We start from the raw sequence: 21,245 nt of genomic DNA on the forward strand, positions 1-21,245 counted from the left end.
AGTGAGCGCAACCTCCTGGCGTCTTATAGACCGAGCTCGCTCAAGCCCGGATGATCATCCGGACGGCGACCCAAAGCCCAGTGGTACTTGCGCTCCGATTCCTTGATCGGCAGGTCGTTGATGCTGGCATAGCGCCGGTGCATCAGGCCGTGTTCATCGAACTCCCAATTCTCGTTGCCGTAGGAGCGGAACCAGTTGCCGGCGGCATCATGGCATTCATAGGCAAAGCGCACCGCAATCCGGTTGCCGTCGAACGCCCATAGTTCCTTGATGAGACGGTAATCCAGCTCGCGCTCCCACTTGCGCGTCAGGAATTGCACGACCTGCTCGCGCCCCTGGGGAAATTCGGAACGGTTGCGCCAGATGGTGTCGACGGTATACGCCAGCGACACACGCTGCGGATCGCGGCTGTTCCAGCCGTCTTCCGCCATCCTCACTTTCTGGATCGCGGTTTCTCGGGTGAATGGCGGAAATGGGGGACGGGCTTCGCTAGCTTGACTCATGGCAGTGCTCCTGGAACGGTGGAAGAAAGGCTACTTTACAAAATTCCACTGAATTAAAGAATAATCATAAAATGCAATTCATTCTTCCTTTAAGTGGAATTCAAGCATGGACCGGTTTCATCTGATGAGCGTATTCGTGGCGGTAGCCGAAGAACAGAGCTTCGCCGCCGCGGCGCGCCGTCTGCAGATGTCGCCGCCGGCGGTCACGCGCGCCGTGCTGGCGCTGGAGGAACGGCTCGGGGTCAAGCTGCTGAACCGCACCACGCGCTACGTGCGCAGCACCGATGCAGGCCTGCGCTACTTGGAAGACGCGCGCCGCATCATGGCCGAGGCCGACGAAGCCGACGAGGCGGCGGCGGGCGTCAACGCCGAGCCGCGCGGCCAGCTGACGGTGACAGCGCCGGTGCTGTTCGGACGCATGTTCGTGATGCCCAGCATGGTCGACTATCTGCAGCGTTTTCCGGCGATGGCGGTGTCGGCCTTGTTCGTCGACCGCGTGGTGAATCTGCTGGAAGAAGGCATAGACGTCGGCGTCCGCATCGGTGAACTGGCCGATTCGAGCATGAAAGCGATCCAGGTCGGACAGGTCAGCCGGGTGGTGTGCGCGGCGCCTGTCTATCTGGCGGCGCACGGCGCGCCGGCCGCGCCGGAGGAATTGGCTGGGCATTCGGTGATCGCGTCGACCGGCGTCGCCGCCGACAGCGACTGGCGCTTCACGAGCGGGCACAAAAGCGGCGGCGGCAAGACCAGCAACGTGAAAATCCGGCCGCGCATGACGGTCAGCAGCAACGACGCCGCCATCGAAGCGGCCTTGCGCGGCTTCGGCGTGACGCGGCTGCTGTCCTACCAGATCGCGCCCTATCTCGATTCCGGCCAGTTGCAGATCGTGCTGGCCGAACACCAGCCGGCCTGCGTGCCTATCCATGTGCTGCACCGCGAAGGGCGGCTGGCCTCGGCCAAGGTCAGGCGCTTCGTCGACCTGCTGGTGGAGAGCCTGCGCAGCAACAAGGCGCTGCGCTAAAGCCAGAAATCGCTGCAGCGCAGCAGGCGACGTCGATAAGGGCTAAAGTGTCGGCTTGCAATTTTCAAGGCAGTTCAAACATGTCACAAACCCAATCCACCAAACTCAGCGCCAGCCTGGTGATCATGATGTCGGTCGCCACCGGCGTTGCGGTGGCCAGCAACTATTACGCGCAGCCGCTGCTGCACACCATCGCCGCCCGGTTCGGCATTTCCAACGGCAGCGCCGGCCTGATCGTCACCGTGGCCCAGCTCGGCTATGCGCTCGGCCTGATGCTGCTGGTGCCGCTGGCCGATATGCTGGAACGCAAGAAACTGATCGTCATCATGAGCCTGCTGTCGGCCTGCGGGCTGCTGATCACGGCCACCGCGCAAAGCATGGCGTTCGTCCTCATCGGCACCGCCCTGACCGGCCTGTTCTCGGTGGTGTCGCAGGTGCTGGTGCCGTTTGCCGCGACCCTGGCGGCGCCGCACGAACGCGGCAAGGTGGTCGGCCATGTAATGACCGGCCTGCTGCTGGGCATCCTGCTGGCGCGCACCGTGGCCGGCTATCTGTCGGCCTGGGGCGGCTGGCAAACCGTGTACTGGTTCGGCGCCGCGCTCATGATCCTCACTGCCATCGCGCTTGGCCGCGCGCTGCCGCGCCATCATCCGACCCAGAGCCTGAGCTATCCGCGGCTGCTGGCGTCGATCCTGACCTTGTTCGTGGCGGAGCCGGTGCTGCGCATACGCGCCCTGCTGGGGGCGATCATCTTCGCCGTCTTCAGCGTGCTGTGGACGTCAATTTCCTTCCTGCTGGCGGCCGAACCTTTCCACTATTCGGACGGCACCATCGGCTTGTTCGGCCTGGTCGGCGCCGCCGGCGCCATGGCCGCCTCGCATGCCGGGCGGCTGGCCGACCGCGGCCATGCCGGCCGTTCCACCACCATCGGGCTGGCGCTGCTGCTGCTGTCCTGGCTGCCGCTGGTGTTCGCCAAAAGCTCGCTGATCGGACTGCTGTTCGGCATCCTGCTGCTGGACCTGATGGTGCAGGCGGTCCACGTCACCAACCTGAGCGTGATCAACCACCTGCATCCGGATTCCCGCAACCGCCTGACCGCCGGCTACATGACCTGCTACTTCATCGGCGGCGCCTGCGGCTCGCTGCTGTCGACCGCGATGTACGGCTATGCCGGCTGGTTCGGAGTGTCGATGACGGGGGCGGGATTAAGCGCGCTCGGCCTGGCCGTCTGGCTGTTTGCAGAAAGCCGCAAGGCGAGTTAAGCCGCGTAGCTCATGAAACTTCTTCCTGCAGCATTTCCGTCAGCAGCTTCTTGATCTCAGGGACGCAGGAACCGCAATTGCCGCCCGCCTTCAGGCAGCCGGTGACCTGCGCCACGGTCGTCAGGCCCTGCTTGCGCACCGCATCGCAAATGGTGTTGCGGCCGACCGAAAAACAGGAACACACGGTCGGCCCGGTATCGGCGCCCTTGGCGATGGGCTGGCCGATCAGCAAGCCGACGCGGTCGGCTTCTTCCAGCCGTTCCTTTAGGAACAGGCTGGCCAGCCACGCGCGCGAGGGCAGGTCCGGGCGCGGCGACAGGAACACGCAAGCATCGATGCGGTCGTCCACCACATGCACGGCGCGATAGATGCCGGCGCTGCCATCCTGGTACTCCAGCCAGTCGGCGTCGGCAGCATCGACTCCCAGCAGCCTGGCGGCCCAGGCGCCATGATCGGCGATCGGGCTGCGCCCGGCCAGCTCGTAACGGTGAAAGCTGCGCCCCTGGATCCGCGTCCAGTGCGTGACATCGTCCAGCACCGGCTGCGCGCGGCTCAGCACGAAGCCATACCAGGCCACCGCGAATTCCTCGACCCGCACCGGCGTGTGCTTGAATTCCGGCTCGCCGGAAACCGGATCGACCACCGGATTGACCAGCGCTCCCACCCGCGCATCCGAAGCCGACTGCCGGTTCCAATGGATAGGCACGAACAGGCTGCCGCGGGCGATGCCGCCGCCGTGCCGCACCTTGGCCACCATCTCGCCCCACTGGCTGCTCACGCGCGCCAGCATGCCTTCGCGCACGCCGTACAGCAAGGCATCCTGCGGATGCATGTCGATGAAGGATTCCGGCACGTGGTCGGCCAGCCTGGGCGACTTGCCGGTGCGCGTCATGGTATGCCACTGGTCGCGCACGCGGCCGGTGTTGAGGCTGAGCGGGTAGTCGCCGTCGACCGCATGGCGTGGCGCCCGCGGCGTAGTAGCGATGAAACGCGCCCGGCCGTCGGCATGGGCGAAGCGGCCATCTGCAAACAAGCGCGCCGTGCCTTGCCTTTCACCGGCCGCATCGGCCGGCAATGGCCATTGCACCGGCTGCATTGCATCGAACTGCGCCCGATCCATGCCGCGCAGGCCGCCCAGGTTGAACACGCGATGCGGGCCATCGCCGTCGGCGCCGCCGTTACCGCCATTACGGTAGGCGCTAAGGCCGGCGTGCTCGTCGAATACCTGGTGCGCCGAACTGAAATCGAAACCGTCATAGCCCATGCGCTGCGCCACCTGGCAAATGATGCGCCAGTCGGCGCGCGCTTCGCCCGGCGCCGGCAGGAAGGCGCGCTGGCGCGAGATGCGGCGTTCCGAGCTGGTCACCGTGCCATCCTTCTCGCCCCAGCCAAGGGCCGGCAGCAAGACATGGGCAAAGGCATTGGTGTCGGTCTTTTCGATGATGTCGGAGATCACCACCAGTTCGCATTTTTTCAGGGCGCGCTGGACCTGGTCGGCGTCCGGCAGGCTGACCACCGGATTGGTGGCCATGATCCAGACCGCCTTGACGCGTCCGGCTTCGATCGCCTGGAACAGGTCCACCGCTTTGAGGCCGGGCCGCTCAGCCATCTGCGGCGATTGCCAGTAGGTCTGCACGGTCGCGCGATGCTGCGGGTTGTCCAGCTCCATGTGCGCCGCCAGCATGTTGGCCAGGCCGCCGACTTCGCGCCCGCCCATGGCGTTGGGCTGGCCGGTGATCGAGAACGGGCCCATGCCGGGCTTGCCTATGCGCCCCGTCAGCAGATGGCAATTGATGATGCTGTTGACCTTGTCGGTGCCGGAGGAAGATTGATTGACCCCTTGCGAGAAGGCGCTGACGACCTTTTCATTATCGGCAAACCATTGATAGAAGGTCAGCAGGTCTTGCAGATCGAGCTTGCAGATTTTCGCCACCGCGGTGAGGTCGGCACAATCGGCCTCAGCCGCTTCCAGCGCGGCAGCCATGCCGTTGGTGTGCTCCTCTACGAAACCCTGATCCGCGGCGCCGTTGCGCGCCAGGAAGCTGAGCAAGCCATTGAACAGCCAGACATCGCTGCCGGCCTTCAGCGGCAGATGCAGGTCGGCCAGTTCGCAGGTGGCGGTGCGGCGCGGATCGATCACCACCAGCTTCATCTGCGGCCGCGTTTCCCTGATTTTGGCGATGCGCTGGAACAGGATAGGATGGCACCAGGCGGTGTTCGATCCGACCAGCACCACCAGGTCGGCCAGTTCCAGGTCTTCATAGCACACCGGCACCAGGTCGGCGCCGAAGGCACGCTTGTGGCCGGCCACGGCGGACGACATGCACAGCCGCGAATTGGTATCGATATTGGCGCTGCCGATATAGCCCTTCATCAGCTTGTTGGCGACGTAGTAGTCTTCCGTCAGCAGCTGGCCCGAGACGTACAGCGCCACGGAATCAGGGCCATGCTGCTCGATGATGCTGCGGAAACCGTGCGCCACCTTGTCGAGCGCGTCATCCCAGGAAGCCCGTTGCATGGATTGCTGATCGGCGCTGCGCATCTGCGGATACAGCAAGCGCCCGTCCAGCGCCACCGTCTCGCCCAGCGCCGAGCCTTTGACGCATAGCCGGCCCAGGTTCGAGGCATGCGTTTCATCGCCGGCGATATCGACCTGGCCGTCGCCGTTGACGGTGGCGCGGACGCCGCAGCCGACGCCGCAATACGGGCAGGTAGTCAGCGTGCCGGCCAGCTTGGCGGCCGGCTGCAATGGCAAGGTCGAAACTTGATTCATGCCGTCTCCGCTTCAGGCCGCCTGGGCGCACAGCGCCTGGCCGAACAACAGCTGGCTGCGCAGGGCGGAAATATCGGTCTTGTTCTGGATCATCTCGAAATACCAGGGGCCGTCCTTGACGTCGCCATACAGCACCGCGCCGACGATATGCGGGCCGCTGATCACCAGCCGCTTGTAGATGCCGCGGCGCGGGTCGCGCAGCACCAGGTCTTCGCTGCCCTCGCTGCCGATGAAGTCGCCGGCGGAATACAGGTCGACGCCGGTGACCTTGAGCTTGGTGGCGGTGGCCTGCTGCACGTAACGCCTGTGGCCGGCGCCGGCCAGGTGGGCGCCGCACACGCGCGCCTGGTCCCAGATCGGCGCCACCAGGCCGAAAGTCGCCATGCGGTGCTGCACGCACTCGCCCACGGCATAGATGCGCGGATCGTAAGTCTGCAGGGTATCGTCGACCACGACCGCGCGATCGCAATGCAAGCCGGCTTGCCGCGCCAGTTCGATATTCGGGCGGACGCCGGCGGTCATCACCACCAGGTCGGCCGGGATCTCGCTGCCGTCCTTGAAGCGCACCGCCCGCACTGCCGTTGCCTGCCGGTCGCCAAGGATCTCGGCCGTCTGAGCGTTCAATAAAAAGCGCAATCCTTTCTGTTCCAGCGCCTTCTTCAGCAGCACTGCGGCGGACTTGTCCAGCTGCCTTTCCATCAGGCTGTCCATGACATGCACCACGGTCACATCCATGCCTTGTCGCATCAGGCCATTGGCGGCTTCCAGCCCCAGCAGGCCGCCGCCGATCACCACCGCATGGCGATGATTGCGCGCCGCCGCCAGCATGGTTTCGACATCCTGGATATCGCGGAAGGCGATCACGCCCGGCAGCTGATGGCCAGGCACCGGGATGATGAAAGGCTTGGAACCGGTCGCCAGCAGCAGGCGGTCGTAGCGCAGCTCGACGCCGGCGCGCGAACGCACGATGCGGCGCTGGCGGTCTATGCCCGTCACCGGATCGCCGGCATGCAGGGTGATGCCGTTCTCGGCATACCATTCGCGCGGATTGAGCATGATATCGTCCATGCTCTTGTCACCCGCCAGCAGCGGCGACAGCAGGATGCGGTTGTAATTGCCGTGCGGCTCAGCGCCGAACACAGTGATGTCGTACAGCTCCGGCGCCAGCTTGAGCAGTTCCTCGACCGTGCGCATGCCGGCCATGCCGTTGCCGATCACCACCAGCGACGGCTTTTTGGCCGGCGGCGCGGCGGTTGCCGCCGCAGTGGTCTCTTTCTTGCTCATGCGCCGACCCAGACCTTGCCGCCGGCGATGCGGGCCGGATAAGCCGGCACCGAATTCTCCAGCGCTTCCAGGCACTCGCCGGTCTGCAGGTCGAAGTGCTGCTTGTAGATCGGCGAAGCGACCACGATGCGCTCTCCCAGGCTGCCGACCAGTCCGCGCGACAGCACCGCCGCCTGCGCATTCGGATCGTAATTGCCGATGGCGAAGACGCGCTGCTCGCCGTCGATGACGTGGAACACCGCGACCTGTTCGCCATTGATCAGCGCGCAGACGCCGGTGTTCGGCACGATCTGCTCGAGTGCGCAAACTTCAATCCAGTGCTGGCCTAGCTGGTCATTGTGCATGTCAGTTCCTTTAAACAGTTTCAACCACGACCGGGATATTGATGCGCTTGCGTTCCTCCACCGTGGCCGGACGGATCTGGCCGCGCTCCGGCACGAACACCACGTTGCCGTCGGCCTCGCCGCTGTTGACGAAATGCTGGAAACGCTTGCGGGTTTCCTGGTCGGTGACGGCTTTCTTCCATTCGCACTCGTAGGTATCGACCACATGCTGCATGTCGGCTTCCAGTTCGGCGGCGATGTTCAGCTTGTCTTCCACCACGACCTGTTTCAGATAGTCCAGGCCGCCTTCGAGGTTGTCGCGCCAGACGCTGGTGCGCTGCAGGCGGTCGGCGGTGCGGATGTAGAACATCAGGAAGCGGTCGATCATCTTGACCAGCATCTCTCTGTCGAGATCAGCCGCCAGCAGTTCCGCGTGGCGCGGCTTCATGCCGCCGTTGCCGCAGACGTACAGGTTCCAGCCTTTCTCGGTGGCGATGATGCCGACATCCTTGCCCTGCGCTTCGGCGCATTCGCGGGTGCAGCCGGAGACGCCGAACTTGATCTTGTGCGGCGCGCGCAAACCCTTGTAACGATTCTCCAATGCGATCGCCAGGCCGACGCTGTCGTCCAGGCCGTAGCGGCACCAGGTCGACCCGACGCAGGATTTGACGGTGCGCAGCGATTTGCCGTAGGCGTGGCCGGATTCGAAGCCGGCCGCGATCAGTTCTTCCCAGATCAGCGGCAGCTGCTCGACGCGGGCGCCGAACAGGTCGACCCGCTGGCCGCCGGTGATCTTGGTGTACAAGCCGTATTTCTTGGCGACCTGGCCGACCGCGATCAGGCCGTCCGGTGTGACCTCGCCGCCGGCCATGCGCGGCACCACCGAGTAAGTGCCGTCCTTCTGGATATTGCCCAGGAAGTAGTCGTTGGAATCCTGCAGGCTGGCGTGCTCCTTCTTCAGCACGAAGTCGTTCCAGCACGATGCCAGGATGCTGGCCGCGACCGGCTTGCAGACATCGCAGCCGAGGCCCTTGCCGTGCTGTTCCAGCAAGGCGGAGAAAGTCTTGATCTGGCCGACCTTCACCAGATGAAACAGCTCCTGGCGCGAGTAGGGAAAATGCTCGCAGACATGGTTGTTGACAGCCATGCCCTGCTTCTTCATTTCGGCCTTCATGATCTGCGTCACCAGCGGCACGCAGCCGCCGCAGGACGTACCGGCCTTGGTGCAGCTTTTCAGCGCGCCGATGCTGGTGGCGCCGGCGCCGACAGCGGCGCACAGCGCGCCTTTGGAGACATCGTTGCAGGAACAGATCTGCGCCGATTCCGGCAAGGCGTCGACGCCCAGTCCCACCCTCGCCTGGCCGTCGGCCTGCGGCAGGATCAGGAACTCCGGCGACGCCGGCAGCTCGATGCGGTTGAGCATCATCTGCAGCAAGGTGCCGTATTCGCTGGCATCGCCCACCATCACGCCGCCCAGCAGATACTTGCCGCATTCGGACACCACGATTTTCTTGTAGATCTGCTTGCGTTCGTCAGTGAATTGATAGGAGCGGCTGCCGGCTTCCTTGCCGTGCGGATCGCCGATGCTGGCGACGTCCACGCCCATCAGCTTGAGCTTGGTGCTCATGTCGGCGCCGGTAAATTCCGGCACGGCAGGGCCGGCGTCCGTGCCGGCGCCGGCGGAGAATTCCGCCGCGATCTGCCTGGCGGCGATGCGCGCCATGTCGTAGCCAGGCGCCACCAGGCCGAATATACGGCCGTTCCACAGCGCGCACTCGCCGATCGCGTAAATGTCCGGATCGGAGCTGCGGCAGCTGTTGTCGATGACGATGCCGCCGCGCTCGCCCACTTTCAGGCCGCTGTCGCGCGCCAGCTCGTCGCGCGGCCGGATGCCGGCCGAGAACACGATCATGTCGGTATCCAGGTGGCTGCCGTCGTCGAAATTCATGCGATGCGTGCCGTTCTTGCCGTCGACGATTTCCAGCGTGTTCTTTTGCGTATGCGCGGTGACGCCCAGTTCTTCGATTTTCTGGCGCAGGATGCGGCCGCCGCTTTCGTCCACTTGCACCGCCATCAGGCGCGCGGCGAATTCCACCACGTGAGTCTCCAGCTGCATGTCGCGCAGGGCCTTGGCGCATTCCAGCCCGAGCAGGCCGCCGCCGATCACCACTCCGCTCCTGGAGCGCTTGCCGCATTCCTGCATCGCTTCCAGGTCTTCGATGGTGCGGTAGACGAAGCAATCCTTGCGCTGGTTGCCGGCCAGGGTCGGCACGAAGGGATAGGAGCCGGTGGCGATCACCAGCTTGTCGTAAGGCAGCGTTTCGCTGACGCCGTCGAGATTGAAGGCAACGGTCTTGGCGGCGCAGTCGATCATTTGCGCCTTGGCGTTGAGCTTGAGCCGGATCGCCGTGCGCTCAAAGAAACCCGGTTCCACCAGCGACAAATCCTGCGCCGTTTTGCCGGCAAAGAATTCCGACAGATGAACGCGGTCGTAGGCCGGACGCGGCTCTTCGCACAATACCGTGACTTCCATGCCGGGCAGATTGCTTTCCGCCAGGCATTCGAGGAATTTGTGGCCAACCATGCCGTGGCCGATGACGATGATTTTCATGTGTTTGTCCCGAATTTGCGTTCCATTACGCGGCGGCGCTGCGGCTGGCCAATGCACTGTCATGCAATTCCTGTTCCTGTGCTTTGTGGCTTGCGCTGAAGCGCACCGCAATCGCGCACAGGGCGGACAGCGCCACCAGCACGCCCAGCACGCTCAAGGTCTGCTGGGTATCGCCCAGTCCCTTCATCAGGAAGCCGGCGGCAACCGCGCCGACATTGCCGCCGGCGCCGATGATGCCGGCCACGCCGCCGAGCGCCTTGCGGTCGATGAACGGCACCAGCGCATAAGTGGCGCCGCAAGCCATGTGGGTGAACAGGCCGAAGCTGAGCATGGCGGCCACCGCCAGCAGCGCCGTGCCGGCGTGGGCGAACCAGAGCAAGCCCAGGCCCTCGCCCAGCATCAGGACGAACAGCAAGGTAGCGCGGCTGTTGAGGCTCCCACCTGATTTACGGTTGGCCAGCTTGTCCGACAGCCAGCCGCCCAGCGCCCGCGCAAACAGCGCCAGCAAGCCGAAGCTGGCGGCCGCCATGCCGGCGCTTTTCAGCGACAGGCCGAAATGATCGACGTAATAGATCGCCGCGATGTTATGGATGAAAATCTCGACGCCGAAGCAGGCGCCGTAAGTGACGAACAGCAGCCACACCCTGTAGTTGGCGCTGGCGGCGCGGAAGCTGGCCCAGCCGCCCTTCTTGCCTCCCTCCGGCGCGATGCCGCGGGCGCGCATCTCGGCATAATTGCCCTCGGGGCAATCCTGGGTGTAGCGCCAGTAGAGCGCGGCCATGATCAGCATGAACACGCCCGGCACCAGCAAGGCCAGGCGCCAGCCCATGGCGTTGCTCACGCCCAGCATCAGCATGGCGGCCACCAGCAAGGGCATCAGGCCCTGGGCCGCACCGCCGCCGCTGTTGCCCCAGCCGGCCGAGGCGGCATTGGCGGTGCCGACCACATTGGGAGCGAACATGACCGAGGTGTGATACTGGGTGATGACGAAGCTGGCGCCTACCGCCCCTATGCACAGGCGGAAGAACAGGAAGCTTTCGTAGCTCTGCACCATGGCGACGCCGAACACCGGCAAAGCGCCGATCAGCAGCAAGCCGGTATAGGTCTTGCGCGGGCCGTAGCGGTCGCACAGCGGCCCGACCAGCAGGCGCACCAGTATCGTCACCGCCACCGCAGCGATATTGATGTTGGCGATCTGTTCCATGCTCAAGCCGAGCTGTCCCTTGATCAGCGGCATCAGCGGCGCGCAGGCGAACCAGGCGAAGAAACAGACGAAGAAGGCCATCCAGGTCAAGTGGAAGGCGCGCATCTGCGGCGTGCGCAGGCTGAAGAGCTGGATGCTGGTCGCTTTGCTGGTCATGTCGGTCACCGTGTTTGTCTTGAAAAACAAAAAGGCGTCCTCCCGGCCCAACCGCGATTGCAGTCAAGCCAGGAGGACGCCTTTGTCCGGCAGATCCATCGTTGGACCTGCGTAAGAATTTTTCGGATCGCCATTGATCCTGCCAAGTGATGAGCAAAGCCCGTGCCACCCGCCTCCACCTGCGGTTTCCGGGGATTCGCAGGGAAAGCTTGCCAGACCGGCAAACAAAACACGCTCCGCGAAGGTGCGGCGCGCCTGCAATTGGTGCAGCGCACACTTTTCTAGTGCGACTTGCCTAGAATGAATGGAAACACTTCCCCTATACTTGGCGACGCTTTCATCCTGTCCCCATCTCCAAGTGCGAGGTAGCGCCGATGTTCAAGGAATACGCCGATTACGACGCCAGCGGCCTGGCCGCCCTGGTTGCCAGCCGCGAGGTTGCCGCCGGCGAATTGCTGGAAGCGGCGCTGGCGCGCGCGGCCGCGGTCAATCCGGCCATCAACGCCATCTGCATCCCGATGGAAGAGATCGGCCGCCAGCGCGCGCAGCAGGAACTGCGCGGACCGTTCGCCGGCGTGCCCTTCCTGATCAAGGATATCGTCCAGGACTATGCCGGCGTAGCCGCCACCAGCGGCTGCCGCGCCCTGCGCCGGCATGTGCCGTCACAGCATGCCGCCATCGTCCAGCGCTTCCTCGACGCCGGCCTGGTCATCTTCGGCAAGACCGCCACCCCTGAATTCGCGCTGAAGGGCGTCACCGAGCCGCTGCTGTGGGGCGCCACCCGCAATCCCTGGGATCTGCAGCGCACTCCCGGCGGTTCATCCGGCGGCGCTGCCGCAGCGGTAGCGGCCGGCATCGTGCCGGCGGCCGGGGCGGCGGATGGCGGCGGTTCGATCCGGATCCCGGCATCCTACTGCGGCCTGTTCGGACTGCGGCCCTCGCGCGGCCGGGTGCCGGCGGGACCGGGCCATGCAGAATTCTGGGACGGCGCCTCCAGCGACCATGTGCTGACGCGCAGCGTGCGCGATTCGGCGCGCCTGCTCGATGCGATCGGCGGCGCAGACGTCGGCGCGCCCTTTGCCATCACTGCGCCGGAACGTCCTTATGCCGATGAAATAGCACGGCCGCCGGGCAAGCTGCGGATCGGCTATTGCACGCAATCGCCGCTGGGCACGCCGGTGCACCCAGAATGCGCGCAGGCCGTCATGCAAGCCGCCGGACTGCTGGCCGGCCTGGGACATGAAGTGGAACCGGCCCAGCCGGAGATCGACGGCCACGCGCTGGCGCGTAGTTTCATCACCATGTATTTCGGCCAGACCGCCGCCGGCATCGCCCATATCAAGCAGCTCACCGGCGCCGGCAACAGCGGCTTCGAACTGGAGTCGCGCATACTGGCGCTGATCGGCCGCACCATCAGCGCCGGCGAGTACGTGCGCGAACGCGAGCGCTGGAACGACTACGCGCGGGCGCTGGGGCGCTTCCATCAGCGCTACGATCTGTACCTGACGCCAACCACCGCGCAGCCGCCCTGCCGCATCGGCGAACAGGATACGCCGCCTTTGCAGCGCGCTGCGGCCAAGCTGGTGCTGGCCCTTGGCGCCGGCAACCTGCTGATCAAGAGCGGCATGGTTGAGGATCTGGTCCAGACCAGCCTGCAAGCAGTGCCGTTCACCCAGCTCTCCAACCTGACCGGCACGCCCAGCATGTCGGTCCCCTTGCATTGGGCCGCCACCGCAGGCTCGGCAGAACCGCTGCCCTATGGCGTGCAGTTTGTCGCCCGCTTCGGCGATGAAGCCACCTTGCTGCGGCTGGCTGCGCAGCTGGAGCAGGCGCAGCCCTGGCAGCAGCGGCGCCCTCCGATTGCCTAGATCGCCTGCCAGCCCTCGATTCCGGTGAAGATTGCCGCGCCTATCAGCAGCAGGCCGATCAGGCGGCCGGCAATCGCGCCGCCGCGCGGATAGGCGTCGAACCAGCCGCTGGCTTTGCTGGACAGCAGCGCCAGGCCGCCGTACACCGCAGCCTGGGTCAGCCAGGTGATGACGCCCAGCACCAGCGCCTGGCTCCAGATCGGACCGGCGCCGATTTTCAGGAACTGCGGAAAGATCGCCAGCATGAAGACGTAGGCTTTCGGATTCAGCAAGCTGGTCATCATGGCCTGGAAGAAGGTCATGGCCGGCGCCTTGGCGCCCGGCTGCTGTGCGGTGGAAACGATGCGGAAGGCGTTCTCGCTGCGCAGCAGCGACCAGCCGATCCAGGCGATATAGCAGGCGCCGGCCAGCAGCACCAGGTTGAACAGCGCCGGCCACAGTTTCAGGATGACGGCAATGCCCAGCATCGCCATGACGACGTGACAGACGCCGCCGGCGATGATCCCGGCCACCGCCGCCAGGCCGGAGCGGCGGCCGCCCACCAGCGCGCTCGCCATCACGAAGGCCATGTCCAGCCCGGGCAGGACGATGACGCCGAATACGATCATGAAATATAGCCAGAGATTGACGGATTGGTTCATTTTGAAAGCTCCAGGCGATCGGCGGCTGAAGCCGCCTGGTCAGATTGAGTGAATTGTCTTTGGGATCGGCTGCACATGACCGGAGTCGAGTCCGCGCTATTGCGGCAGCCAGCGCAAGCGCGAGCGTCTGGCGGGATCAAGGATGACCGTCTCCGGCTCCGCCCTGAGCAAGCCGCCGGCGGCCAATTCCTTGGCGGCACGCTCGGCCAGCGGACTGAATTTACTTTCCAGCAGCTGATTATCCTGGGCCAGACCCAGCCACACCAGATAGGGCCCGTCAGTCCTGACCGGCAGCTGCGGGAAATTATTGCCGGCGTCCAGCGTCGCCAGCACGCCGGCCTGGCGCATGCCGGCTTCCCTGTAGCCGGCAAAGCTGGCAGCCGCCTGTTGCGCAAAGCGCTCCACGCTGCCTGGCTTGAGCGCAAATATCTGCGCAACGACGACGCCGCCCGCTCCTTCCAGCTCCCGGACCGGATCGACTGCCGGCAGAACGGTCACGCCGCTGTCCGGATCCAGGGGACGCAGCAGCAGCACATTGTCGCTGTCGACGATCAAGTCGTTCAACGTGGTCCTGTGCTCTTTCCACACCGCCCCGTAGTAGAACGCGGCATTGGCGACAGCCCTGGCATCCATGTTCTTGAAGCCGCGCAGCCAGGTAAAGGCCTCCACATTCTTGCGTTCGAAAAACTGGCCGAAGGCGATCGCTCCCAGCTGCTGGAAAGCTTCCGGAAAATAGCTTTCAAAGTAAGCGGCGAAATCCGCCCGGCGGCCCGGCTTGATCTGATAGCGGCGCAACTCGATGACCTGGAAATCGTTGGGATGGCTGATGTTTTTCATGGCGATGGGCTCGGTGTTTGTCGATATTTGCGCCGATGGCGCAACGTTGATTGCCAGACCAAGGATTAATCCGACGATAAGTCTTCGCATGCTGTTCCTCCGGCTGGATGGGTTTTTGTGGCTGAAATCGAAGATAAATGAGATTTAGGACAGAATTCGCCCTATATTTAAATTATCCTGTGAAACATGTACCACCCGACCACACGCGTGCTGGCAGTGCTGGAACTGCTGCAAACCCATGGCCGCATGAGCGGGGCCGAGATGGCTGCGCGCCTGGAAATCGACGGCCGCACCCTGCGCCGCTATATCGTGACGCTGGAAGAAATGGGGATTCCGATCACTACCGAGCGCGGCCGCCACGGCGGCTATGCGCTGATGGCCGGCTTCAAGCTGCCGCCCATGATGTTTACCGACGACGAGGCGCTGGCCCTGGCCATAGGCTTGCTGGCGGCGCGCAGCCTGGGGCTGGCCGAGGCGGCGCCGGCGGTGGCCAGCGCCCAGGCCAAGCTGGAACGGATCATGCCGGCCAACCTGAAACGGCGCGTCAGCGCCGTCGACGAAACGGTCAGGCTCGATCTGTCGCAAGCGACCTCGCCCGACAATAATGCCGCGCTGATTACCCTCAGCGCCGCCGCGCAAAACCGCCAGCGGGTGCACCTGCATTACCGCAGCGCCCAGGGCGACGACAGCGAGCGCGACTTCGACGCTTACGGGCTGGCGTATCGCGGCGGCCGCTGGTATGTGGCGGGCATGTGCCATCTGCGCAAGGATGTGCGTTCGTTCCGCCTGGACCGGGTGAGGCAGGTGCAACTGCTGGCGCAGCAGTTTACGCGGCCGCCGGCGTTCGACGCCCTGGCTCATCTGTCATTTTCGGTGGCCACCATCCCGCGCGCCTTTGCCGTCGAGGTGCTGCTCAAGACCGACCTGATATCGGCGCGCGAGCATCTGTTCGACGCTATCGGCATTTTTGAACAAACCGAGGAAGGCGTGCTGTTGCATAACCAGTCCGACGATCTCGACTGGTTTGCACGGCAGCTGGCGCGCCTGCCGTTTGCGTTTGAAATCCGTCAGCCGCCGGCGCTGCGCGACGCCGTCAGGCTCTGCGCGCAGAGATTATTGTCGCTGGTAAAAAAATAAAGCGGGCTTGCGCCGACGCCTGCCAATAGTGACAGTATTCCTGCGCGGCGCGGCGCAGTAGACTGATCCGTATAGCGATTCGCCGCTTTACGTTTCTCCACAGAACAACAAGGATGAGGAAAAAACATCGTTTGAGGCCTTAAAACACCGCTGTTACACGAGTTTGGGGACATCTACGTGATATCCTGAGCGTTCTAAAACACACCGCATTTGTTGTCAATGAATACACCTGTTGCTGCTGCTACTCCCAACCCTGTTCAAACCGCCCGCGTCCTGCTCAAGGACCTCCAGGAAAAATACGCAGTATTCCGCGATTACCTGCCGTTAGCGATCGGCATCGACAAGCAACTCATCGCCCTGTCGCCTGAAATCAACCGCAAGACCTTGCGCATCGCTCTTGGCATGCACACCAACTCGCTGCGCTATCTCAAGGGCATGGAGAAGGCGACGCACCGCTTCGACCTGGAAGGCAACAGCACGGACGAGGTCACCGAGGTGCATCGCACCCACGCCACCGAAACCCTGCGCGAGCGTTTCAAGAAAAATGCAGAGCAGCGCAAGCTGCAGCGCGCCGCGGAAGCGGCCCAGCAGGCTGCTGAAAAAGCAGCGGCGCAGCATGCGGAAAAGCTCAGCCAGCTTACTGCAAAGTTCTCCCGCAACCGCTGATGCAGCCGCAGCCGGGCTGGCTTGCACAAGCCGGTCCGGCCGGCGCGACATGGCCAGCAACGTGCCTGGCCTGGGCACCCCCCTCAAACGATGATAACGGTAACAGGCTGATGCAATGACGCGCGCCATTCCTCTCGTCTTTGCGCTGCCGGGAAGAACGCAGAATCATTTATGCGTCAGCTGCCAAATCCAGTTGCCGTCCGCATCCTCTTTTTCCTCGCCTGGAATACAACGCCTGGATGAAGCCGCTCCGCTCAGCAAGGCCTTGTAGGCAATCTTGTTTTGCTTGTTGATGAGCCTTTGCGCCGCACGCCGGGTGTAGCCGTCGCCAAAGGCAACAATGGCGTTCAGCATTTCCCGTAGTTCCTCATCTTCGCTCACCTGCTTTGCTATCTGGCGCCAGACGTCGGCCTGGTTCCAGCGCATGAAGCGCACATAGGAAGTTTGCCAGCGGCCGAAAGCAGGCGGCAAGGCCGACCACTTGGCGCGCCTGCCCACTACCCACAGCACCGCCCGCAGGAACAAGCGGTTGTCGCGGCCGCTGGCGCCCGGATCATTATCTCCTCCTAGCAGCAGGGGCCGCAATTTTTGCCAATGCTCGTCTCGAAGATCCATATCCTGCATATCGCGCTCTGATGGTGGCTATCAAAATTGATTACTCCATTCTTGATCATTTCCGAAAAAAAAATGCGTAAGAGATTGCTGAATTGCCCAGGCACAGCCACCCGTCCCGCAGCTGTTTCCGATGTGCGGACAAGTGTTTGCAGGACTGCCCTGCTATTTGATCAGCTTGAGTATTTCGCGGAATTTGGGATGTTCACTGTTGCGCATCCATTCGAACATGAGCATTTCGCTGGTGACTATTTCGGCGCCGGCGGCACGCGCGCGCTCGATGGCCGCAGCCTTGTCGCCGGCCTGGCGCGAACCGATGGCGTCGCTCACCAGCTTGACCCGGCGCTGCCGATGCAGCAGGCCGAGCACTGTCTGCAGGACGCAGACGTGAGCTTCGCAGCCCAGCACTACCAGCTCGTCGCGGCCGTTCTCCGTTGCGGCGATGAATTCCGGCCGGGCGCAGGCGTCGAAACTGGATTTTTCTATGGTCTGGTCCAGCAGTCCATCAATGGCAGCGACCGTGCCTCCCAGCCGCAAAGGCTGCTGCGCCGTGCCGATCACCGGTATCGACAGCAAGCGGGCGGCCTGCGCCAGCAGCACGGCACGCCGCAGGACCTGCTGGCCATCGCCGATGACCGGCATCAGTTTTTCCTGCAGATCGATGATCAGCAGCGTGGAGCGGGAGGCGTCACTGAGATAAGGCATAGGCGGACCGACAGATGGATTCATGCACAACTTGTTTTATACCATGCCGCGCGCCATTGCGATCCGGCCCCGCCGCAATTCAGACCCGTTCCAGCACCAGCGCGATTCCCTGGCCGACGCCTATGCACATGGTGCACAGCGCGTAGCGCCCTCCCGTGCGCTGCAGCTGGCTGGCCGCTGTGGCCGCCAGCCTGGCGCCGGAAGCGCCGAGCGGATGGCCGAGCGCAATCGCGCCGCCGTTCGGATTGACGCGCGGATCGTCGTCGCGCAGGCCGAGCTGGCGCAGCACAGCCAGTCCCTGCGCCGCGAACGCTTCATTCAATTCGATCACGTCGAACTGCTCCAGCTTCAGGCCGGTCAGCGCCAGCACCTTCAGCGTCGCGGGCGCCGGGCCGATGCCCATGATGCGCGGCGCCACGCCGGCAGTCGCCATGGCGACAATCCTGGCCCTGGGCGTCAGCCCATAGCGCGCGGCATTGGCTTCGTCGGCCAGCAGCAAGGCGCAGGCGCCGTCGTTGAGGCCGGAGGCGTTGCCGGCGGTGACGCTGCCTTCGGGCCGGACCACCGGTTTCAGCCTGGCCAGCGCTTCCAGGCTGGTGGCGCGCGGGTGCTCGTCCTTGCTGACCACAATCGCTTCGCCTTTTTTCTGCGGAATCGTCACCGCCGTGATTTCGTTCTCGAAAAAGCCGGCATCCTGGGCGGCGATGGTTTTCATCTGGCTGGCGAGCGCCATGCGGTCCTGGTCGGCGCGGCTGATATTGAACTCGGCGGCGACGTTTTCCGCCGTCTCCGGCATGGTGTCGACGCCGTATTGCTGCTGCATCAGTGCATTGATGAAGCGCCAGCCGAGCGTGGTGTCTTCCAGTTTGGCGCCGCGCGCAAACGCCGTATCGGCCTTGCCCATGACGAAGGGCGCGCGGCTCATGCTTTCGACGCCGCCGGCGATCAGCAAGCCGGCCTCGCCGCTCTTGATGGCGCGCGCCGCCGTGCCGAGCGCATCCAGGCCCGAGCCGCACAGGCGGTTCAGGGTCGCCCCTGGCACTTCCTGCGGCAGGCCCGCCAGCAAGGCTGACATGCGCGCCACGTTGCGATTGTCTTCGCCGGCCTGGTTGGCGCAGCCGTAGATGACGTCGGCCACTGCCTGCCAGTCGACCTGGGGATTGCGCGCCATCAGTGCGCGGATGGGAATGGCGCCGAGATCGTCGGCGCGCACGCTGGACAGCGCACCGCCATAGCGGCCGAAGGGCGTGCGCTGGGCGTCGCAGATAAAAGCTTGGGACATGGATTCTCCTGGATCAGTGGGTTGCGCGCAGGCGCTTCAGCAAGCGTTGATGAGCGGCACCGCAGTCAACTTCTGCAATTGCCCGAATGACAGGCCGTCGACCATCGCCGTTACCCTGGCGCCGTCCGCCGCCAGGTCGATCACCGCCAGGTCGGTATAGATGCGGCTGACGCAGCCTAAGCCGGTGAGCGGATAGGTGCAGGCCGGCACCAGCTTGCTTTCTCCCGCTTTAGTGAGATGCTCCATCATCACATAGGTTTTCTTGGCGCCTATGGCCAGGTCCATGGCGCCGCCGACGGCCGGAATCGCATCCGCCGCGCCGGTATGCCAGTTGGCCAGGTCGCCGCCGGCCGATACCTGGAACGCACCCAGCACGCAGACATCCAGATGGCCGCCGCGCATCATGGCGAAGCTGTCGGCATGGTGGAAATAACAGCCGCCCGGCAGCAAGGTCACGGCTTGCTTGCCGGCGTTGATCAGGTCGTAGTCTTCCTCGCCTTCAGCCGGCGCCGGGCCCATGCCGATCACGCCGTTTTCGCTGTGCAAAATGACTTCCCGGCCGCTCGGCAACTGGTTCGCCACCAGCGTCGGCAAGCCTATGCCAAGGTTGACCACGGCGCCGTCGGGTATGTCTTGCGCCACCCGCGCCGCCATCTGGTCTCTGCTCCACTTATTCATGATATTCCCTCTTATCCTTGCTTGAAGCCGGCGGGGCCGGTGGCGCTGCGCGGCACTTGCACCACGCGCTGTACATACAGCCCCGGCGTGACGACGCTCTCGGGGTCGAGGCTGCCCAGTTCGACGATTTCGTGCACCGAGGCGATCGTGGTCCGGGCGGCGCTGGCCATGACCGGGCCGAAATTGCGCGCGGTCTTGCGGTAGGTCAGGTTGCCCCAGCGGTCGCCGCTTTCAGCCTTGATCAGGGCGAAATCGGCGTGGATGGGATGTTCCAGCACATACATCCGGCCGTTGATTTCACGCGTTTCCTTGCCCTTGCCCAGCTCCGTGCCGTAGCCGGTGGGCGTAAAGAAAGCGCCGATGCCGGCGCCGGCGGCGCGGATGCGTTCGGCCAGGTTGCCTTGCGGGACCAGCTCCAGTTCCAGCTCGCCGGCGCGGTACAAGCCGTCGAACACCTGCGAATCGGCCTGGCGCGGGAAGGAACAGATGATCTTGCGCACCCGCCTGGCCTTGAGCAGCGCGGCCAGGCCGGTTTCGCCGTTGCCGGCATTATTGTTGACGATCACCAGGTCGCGCGCGCCTTGCGCAATCAGGGCGTCTATCAGTTCGGCCGGCTGGCCGGCGCCGCCGAAACCGCCGATCATTACCGTGGCGCCGTCATGGATGTTGGCGAGCGCCAGCTCCACCGAGGGGACAATTTTGTTGATCATGGCTCTTTACGAACATTTCAGTTGAAAATCACAATAAAGTTCTTATAATGAACAAATATTCGTATAAAGAACTTATTTCAAAAGAATAGCCAGCTGACAGGCCAATGTCAATCGCTGCCTATCTGTTGTTCCTTGCGCCTGCGCGCCTGCATTGAATGAAAACATGACCATATCGACTCCTCCCGACAACTCCGATCCCAAGCCCGGCGACAGCTATGTGCAGTCGTTCGCGCGCGGCCTCGCGGTGCTGCGCAGCTTCGGCGCCCACGCGCCGGCGCAGACGCTGACCGAAGTCGCCGCCGCCGCCGAGCTGACCCGCGCCGGCGCGCGCCGCATCCTGCTGACCTTGCTGCACCTGGGCTATGTCGAAATGGATGGGCGCCTGTTCCGCCTGACGCCCAGGGTGCTGGAACTCGGCTTCGCCTACCTGTCGTCGCTGCCGGTCTGGACCCAGGCGCAGCCTGTGATGGAAGAGCTGGTGCAAAGCTTGCGCCAATCCTGCTCCGCCGCGGTGCTGGACGGCGACGAGATCGTCTATGTGCTGCGGGTGCCGGCGCACAAGATCATGTCGATCAACCTGGGCGTAGGCAGCCGCCTGCCGGCTTACTCGACTTCGCTGGGACGCGTGCTGCTGGCCGGGCTGCCAGACGAAACCGTCCGGCAACGGCTGGCCACCGCCGCACTGCCCGCGCATACCGCGAGCACCGTGACAGATCCGCAGCGCCTGCATGAAATCATCCGGCAAGTGCGGCTGCAGGGCTGGTGCCTGGTCAACGAAGAACTGGAGCCGGGGCTGGTATCGCTGGCCGCGCCCATTTTCGACCGCAACGGCCGCGTGGTGGCCGCCATCAACATCAGCGGCCAGGTGAACAATCCCACGCCGGCGCATCTGCTGGAACACTGCCTGCCGATGCTGCTGGCCGCTGCCGCCAAAATCAACCTGCTGGTGCGGGCGCAAAAATAGCCCTGGCG

General features: G+C 64.1%; 19 protein-coding genes. 6 read left to right on the plus strand and 13 right to left on the minus strand.

Features of this window, described 5'->3' with window-relative positions:
• Positions 1 to 23 precede the first annotated feature (23 nt).
• Positions 24 to 503 (minus strand): nuclear transport factor 2 family protein, encoded by a 480-nt coding sequence (locus tag KHU30_RS13730; protein WP_211443156.1) that lies wholly within the window; start codon positions 501 to 503, stop codon positions 24 to 26.
• Positions 504 to 609: 106 nt separating this feature from the next.
• On the opposite strand from KHU30_RS13730, the gene KHU30_RS13735 reads away from it, so the two are divergent.
• The gene (locus tag KHU30_RS13735) at positions 610 to 1,524 is read left to right on the plus strand and encodes a LysR family transcriptional regulator (RefSeq protein ID WP_211443157.1); all 915 of its coding nucleotides are present in this window, start codon (positions 610 to 612) and stop codon (positions 1,522 to 1,524) included.
• A gap of 80 nt (positions 1,525 to 1,604) precedes the next feature.
• The gene (locus KHU30_RS13740; RefSeq protein WP_211443158.1) at positions 1,605 to 2,786 is read left to right on the plus strand and encodes an MFS transporter; all 1,182 of its coding nucleotides are present in this window, start codon (positions 1,605 to 1,607) and stop codon (positions 2,784 to 2,786) included.
• Positions 2,787 to 2,796: 10 nt separating this feature from the next.
• On the opposite strand, the gene KHU30_RS13745 is transcribed toward KHU30_RS13740, so the two are convergent.
• Genes KHU30_RS13745 through KHU30_RS13765 form a run of 5 tightly spaced genes read right to left on the minus strand, consistent with a single transcriptional unit; the run spans position 2,797 to position 11,137 of the window.
• On the minus strand, positions 2,797 to 5,559 hold the full coding sequence (locus KHU30_RS13745) for a nitrate reductase (protein ID WP_211443159.1): 2,763 nt from the start codon (positions 5,557 to 5,559) through the stop codon (positions 2,797 to 2,799).
• A 12-nt stretch (positions 5,560 to 5,571) separates the two neighbouring features.
• Entirely contained in the window at positions 5,572 to 6,843 is a 1,272-nt protein-coding gene (locus KHU30_RS13750) for an NAD(P)/FAD-dependent oxidoreductase (RefSeq protein ID WP_211443160.1), read from the minus strand.
• The gene (gene nirD, locus KHU30_RS13755) at positions 6,840 to 7,187 is read right to left on the minus strand and encodes a nitrite reductase small subunit NirD (RefSeq protein WP_211443161.1); all 348 of its coding nucleotides are present in this window, start codon (positions 7,185 to 7,187) and stop codon (positions 6,840 to 6,842) included. The genes KHU30_RS13750 and nirD overlap by 4 nt, the downstream gene beginning before the upstream one ends.
• Before the next feature lie 10 nt (positions 7,188 to 7,197).
• Positions 7,198 to 9,777, minus strand: a complete 2,580-nt coding sequence (gene nirB / locus KHU30_RS13760) for a nitrite reductase large subunit NirB (protein WP_211443162.1) — start codon at positions 9,775 to 9,777, stop codon at positions 7,198 to 7,200.
• A gap of 25 nt (positions 9,778 to 9,802) precedes the next feature.
• On the minus strand, positions 9,803 to 11,137 hold the full coding sequence (locus KHU30_RS13765) for an MFS transporter (protein WP_211443163.1): 1,335 nt from the start codon (positions 11,135 to 11,137) through the stop codon (positions 9,803 to 9,805).
• A gap of 374 nt (positions 11,138 to 11,511) precedes the next feature.
• Between KHU30_RS13765 and KHU30_RS13770 the strand changes: the two genes are divergently transcribed.
• Positions 11,512 to 13,005, plus strand: coding sequence for an amidase (locus tag KHU30_RS13770; RefSeq protein WP_211443164.1), 1,494 nt, complete (start codon positions 11,512 to 11,514; stop codon positions 13,003 to 13,005).
• Here KHU30_RS13770 and KHU30_RS13775 read toward each other — a convergent pair.
• Positions 13,002 to 13,646, minus strand: a complete 645-nt coding sequence (locus tag KHU30_RS13775; RefSeq protein ID WP_211443165.1) for a LysE family translocator — start codon at positions 13,644 to 13,646, stop codon at positions 13,002 to 13,004. The two genes, KHU30_RS13770 and KHU30_RS13775, sit on opposite strands and share 4 nt — an antisense overlap.
• 96 nt (positions 13,647 to 13,742) lie before the next feature.
• A complete protein-coding gene (locus KHU30_RS13780; protein WP_211443166.1) occupies positions 13,743 to 14,573 on the minus strand; it encodes an NIPSNAP family protein in 831 nt (276 codons plus the stop codon).
• Between the two features lie 96 nt (positions 14,574 to 14,669).
• Between KHU30_RS13780 and KHU30_RS13785 the strand changes: the two genes are divergently transcribed.
• Together KHU30_RS13785 and KHU30_RS13790 are read left to right on the plus strand one after the other, a co-directional pair.
• Positions 14,670 to 15,620, plus strand: a complete 951-nt coding sequence (locus tag KHU30_RS13785) for a helix-turn-helix transcriptional regulator (protein ID WP_211443167.1) — start codon at positions 14,670 to 14,672, stop codon at positions 15,618 to 15,620.
• Between the two features lie 219 nt (positions 15,621 to 15,839).
• Positions 15,840 to 16,286, plus strand: coding sequence for a ProQ/FINO family protein (locus tag KHU30_RS13790; RefSeq protein WP_230411295.1), 447 nt, complete (start codon positions 15,840 to 15,842; stop codon positions 16,284 to 16,286).
• 165 nt (positions 16,287 to 16,451) lie between these two features.
• On the opposite strand, the gene KHU30_RS13795 is transcribed toward KHU30_RS13790, so the two are convergent.
• From KHU30_RS13795 to KHU30_RS13815, 5 genes are all read right to left on the minus strand, one after another.
• The gene (locus KHU30_RS13795) at positions 16,452 to 16,901 is read right to left on the minus strand and encodes a transposase (protein WP_211443169.1); all 450 of its coding nucleotides are present in this window, start codon (positions 16,899 to 16,901) and stop codon (positions 16,452 to 16,454) included.
• Between the two features lie 162 nt (positions 16,902 to 17,063).
• On the minus strand, positions 17,064 to 17,603 hold the full coding sequence (locus KHU30_RS13800) for an isochorismatase family protein (protein WP_211443260.1): 540 nt from the start codon (positions 17,601 to 17,603) through the stop codon (positions 17,064 to 17,066).
• 79 nt (positions 17,604 to 17,682) lie between these two features.
• Positions 17,683 to 18,885, minus strand: coding sequence for a 3-oxoadipyl-CoA thiolase (pcaF, locus tag KHU30_RS13805; protein ID WP_211443170.1), 1,203 nt, complete (start codon positions 18,883 to 18,885; stop codon positions 17,683 to 17,685).
• Positions 18,886 to 18,921: 36 nt separating this feature from the next.
• Positions 18,922 to 19,563 (minus strand): 3-oxoacid CoA-transferase subunit B, encoded by a 642-nt coding sequence (locus KHU30_RS13810; RefSeq protein ID WP_211443171.1) that lies wholly within the window; start codon positions 19,561 to 19,563, stop codon positions 18,922 to 18,924.
• An 11-nt stretch (positions 19,564 to 19,574) separates the two neighbouring features.
• Complete coding sequence (locus KHU30_RS13815) at positions 19,575 to 20,273, minus strand: 3-oxoacid CoA-transferase subunit A (protein WP_211443172.1); 699 nt, start codon at positions 20,271 to 20,273, stop codon at positions 19,575 to 19,577.
• Between the two features lie 163 nt (positions 20,274 to 20,436).
• On the opposite strand from KHU30_RS13815, the gene KHU30_RS13820 reads away from it, so the two are divergent.
• Positions 20,437 to 21,237 carry an IclR family transcriptional regulator domain-containing protein gene (locus tag KHU30_RS13820; RefSeq protein ID WP_211443173.1) on the plus strand — a complete coding sequence of 267 codons (801 nt, stop codon included), beginning with the start codon at positions 20,437 to 20,439 and terminating at the stop codon, positions 21,235 to 21,237.
• Positions 21,238 to 21,245: the final 8 nt, after the last annotated feature.

The sequence above is a fragment of the Collimonas humicola genome (assembly GCF_018304945.1).
Classification (GTDB): domain Bacteria; phylum Pseudomonadota; class Gammaproteobacteria; order Burkholderiales; family Burkholderiaceae_D; genus Collimonas; species Collimonas humicola.

Excerpts from the sequence above, each read along its gene's own strand:
- KHU30_RS13730 (WP_211443156.1), bottom strand. The coding sequence starts at position 503 with ATGAGTCAAGCTAGCGAAGCCCGTCCCCCATTTCCGCCATTCACCCGA.
- KHU30_RS13735 (WP_211443157.1), top strand. The coding sequence starts at position 610 with ATGGACCGGTTTCATCTGATGAGCGTATTCGTGGCGGTAGCCGAAGAA.
- KHU30_RS13740 (WP_211443158.1), top strand. The coding sequence starts at position 1,605 with ATGTCACAAACCCAATCCACCAAACTCAGCGCCAGCCTGGTGATCATG.
- KHU30_RS13745 (WP_211443159.1), bottom strand. The coding sequence starts at position 5,559 with ATGAATCAAGTTTCGACCTTGCCATTGCAGCCGGCCGCCAAGCTGGCC.
- KHU30_RS13750 (WP_211443160.1), bottom strand. The coding sequence starts at position 6,843 with ATGAGCAAGAAAGAGACCACTGCGGCGGCAACCGCCGCGCCGCCGGCC.
- nirD (WP_211443161.1), bottom strand. The coding sequence starts at position 7,187 with ATGCACAATGACCAGCTAGGCCAGCACTGGATTGAAGTTTGCGCACTC.
- nirB (WP_211443162.1), bottom strand. The coding sequence starts at position 9,777 with ATGAAAATCATCGTCATCGGCCACGGCATGGTTGGCCACAAATTCCTC.
- KHU30_RS13765 (WP_211443163.1), bottom strand. The coding sequence starts at position 11,137 with ATGACCAGCAAAGCGACCAGCATCCAGCTCTTCAGCCTGCGCACGCCG.
- KHU30_RS13770 (WP_211443164.1), top strand. The coding sequence starts at position 11,512 with ATGTTCAAGGAATACGCCGATTACGACGCCAGCGGCCTGGCCGCCCTG.
- KHU30_RS13775 (WP_211443165.1), bottom strand. The coding sequence starts at position 13,646 with ATGAACCAATCCGTCAATCTCTGGCTATATTTCATGATCGTATTCGGC.
- KHU30_RS13780 (WP_211443166.1), bottom strand. The coding sequence starts at position 14,573 with ATGCGAAGACTTATCGTCGGATTAATCCTTGGTCTGGCAATCAACGTT.
- KHU30_RS13785 (WP_211443167.1), top strand. The coding sequence starts at position 14,670 with ATGTACCACCCGACCACACGCGTGCTGGCAGTGCTGGAACTGCTGCAA.
- KHU30_RS13790 (WP_230411295.1), top strand. The coding sequence starts at position 15,840 with ATGAATACACCTGTTGCTGCTGCTACTCCCAACCCTGTTCAAACCGCC.
- KHU30_RS13795 (WP_211443169.1), bottom strand. The coding sequence starts at position 16,901 with ATGGATCTTCGAGACGAGCATTGGCAAAAATTGCGGCCCCTGCTGCTA.
- KHU30_RS13800 (WP_211443260.1), bottom strand. The coding sequence starts at position 17,603 with ATGCCTTATCTCAGTGACGCCTCCCGCTCCACGCTGCTGATCATCGAT.
- pcaF (WP_211443170.1), bottom strand. The coding sequence starts at position 18,885 with ATGTCCCAAGCTTTTATCTGCGACGCCCAGCGCACGCCCTTCGGCCGC.
- KHU30_RS13810 (WP_211443171.1), bottom strand. The coding sequence starts at position 19,563 with ATGAATAAGTGGAGCAGAGACCAGATGGCGGCGCGGGTGGCGCAAGAC.
- KHU30_RS13815 (WP_211443172.1), bottom strand. The coding sequence starts at position 20,273 with ATGATCAACAAAATTGTCCCCTCGGTGGAGCTGGCGCTCGCCAACATC.
- KHU30_RS13820 (WP_211443173.1), top strand. The coding sequence starts at position 20,437 with ATGACCATATCGACTCCTCCCGACAACTCCGATCCCAAGCCCGGCGAC.